This window comes from Enterobacter sp. 01-M-02-SI-ECC, from assembly GCF_047530595.1.
In the GTDB taxonomy this organism is placed as follows: Bacteria; Pseudomonadota; Gammaproteobacteria; order Enterobacterales; family Enterobacteriaceae; genus Enterobacter; species Enterobacter cloacae_M.
The window spans coordinates 1-1,686 of the sequence record NZ_JBLKCZ010000084.1; the positions used below are offsets into that span (position 1 = coordinate 1).

Genomic DNA, 1,686 nt, shown 5'->3' on the forward strand with positions numbered 1-1,686 from the left:
CATGATGGTTCTCCGAATGAAAGCCTGTCCTCAGCATAGTACTGGGAAGGAGGGAGTGACCATCTCATTAAATAAAGCACGCTAAGCCGGTTGCAGCGGTCGTAGCGGCCTGAACTTGCCCGCGCCGATCTTGGCGCTGCTGCGCCAGAGGTAATCGCCGGTGAGGTTGATGTGCTCCCAACCGAGCGGCGACAGGTACTGCAACAGCGCGTCATCAACGGCATGGCCGTTGCCACGCAGCGCGTGCGCAGCCCGTTCCAGATAGACCGTGTTCCACAACACGACGGCAGCCGTTACCAGATTGAGGCCGCTAGCCCGGTAGCGCTGCTGCTCGAAACTGCGGTCGCGGATTTCACCCAGGCGGTTGAAAAACACTGCCCTGGCCAGCGCATTGCGCGCCTCGCCCTTGTTCAGGCCGGCATGCACGCGGCGGCGCAGTTCCACGCTTTGCAGCCAGTCCAGGATGAACAGCGTGCGCTCGATGCGGCCCAGCTCGCGGAGCGCCACGGCCAGGCCGTTCTGGCGTGGGTAGCTGCCGAGCTTTCGGAGCATCAGGGAGGCCGTCACCGTGCCCTGCTTGATCGAGGTGGCCAGCCGCAGGATTTCGTCCCAATGGGCGCGGACGTGCTTGATGTTGAGCGTGCCGCCGATCATGGGTTTCAGCGCGTCATAGGCGGCGTCGCCCTTCGGGATGTAGAGCTTGGTGTCGCCCAGGTCGCGGATGCGCGGCGCGAAGCGGAAGCCCAGGAGGTGCATCAGGGCGAAGACGTGATCGGTGAAGCCCGCCGTGTCGGTGTAATGCTCCTCGATCCGCAAGTCGGACTCGTGGTACAGCAGGCCGTCGAGCACGTAGGTCGAATCGCGCACGCCGACGTTCACGACCTTGGTGTGAAATGGCGCGTACTGGTCAGAAATGTGGGTGTAGAACGTCCGCCCTGGGCTGCTCCCGTATTTCGGGTTGATGTGGCCGGTGCTCTCGGCCTTGCTGCCGGTGCGGAAGTTCTGGCCGTCCGACGATGAGGTGGTGCCGTCGCCCCAGTGCTCGGCGAAGGGATGGCGGAACTGTGCGTTGACCAGATCGGCCAGCGCCGCCCCGTAGGTTTCGTCGCGGATGTGCCAGGCTTGCAGCCAAGCCAGCTTGGCGTAGGTCGTGCCGGGGCAAGACTCCGCCATCTTGGTCAGGCCCAGGTTGATCGCGTCGGCGAGGATCGTGGTCAGCAACAGGTTCTTGTCTTTGGCCGGGTCGCCCGATTTCAGATGCGCGAAATGCCGAGTGAAGCCCGTCCATTCGTCCACCTCCAGCAGCAGTTCGGTGATCTTGACGTGCGGCAGGATCATTGCCGTCTGGTCGATCAGGGCCTGTGCGGTGTCGGGTACCGCCGCGTCGAGCGGCGTGATCTTCAAGCCTGACTCGGTGATGATGGCGTCCGGCAGCTCGTTGGCCGTCGCCATACGGTTGACGGTGGCAAGCTGTGTTTCCAGCAGCGTCAGCCGGTCGTTCAGGTACCGGTTGCAGTCGGTGGCCACGGCCAGCGGCAATTCGCTGGCCTGCTTGAGGCTGGCGAATTTCGCGGGCGGCACCAGGTAGGGCACTGTTGCAAAGTTAGCGATGAGGCAGCCTTTTGTCTTATTCAAAGGCCTTACATTTCAAAAACTCTGCTTACCAGGCGCATTTCGCCCAGGGGA

At 62.8% G+C, this 1,686-nt stretch carries 1 pseudogene; it reads right to left on the reverse strand.

Annotated features, from left to right (window positions below):
* Nucleotides 1-81 precede the first annotated feature (81 nt).
* Nucleotides 82-1,587 (reverse strand): annotated as a pseudogene (locus ACMWLG_RS25725) (Tn3 family transposase); the annotation flags it as partial.
* Nucleotides 1,588-1,686: the final 99 nt, after the last annotated feature.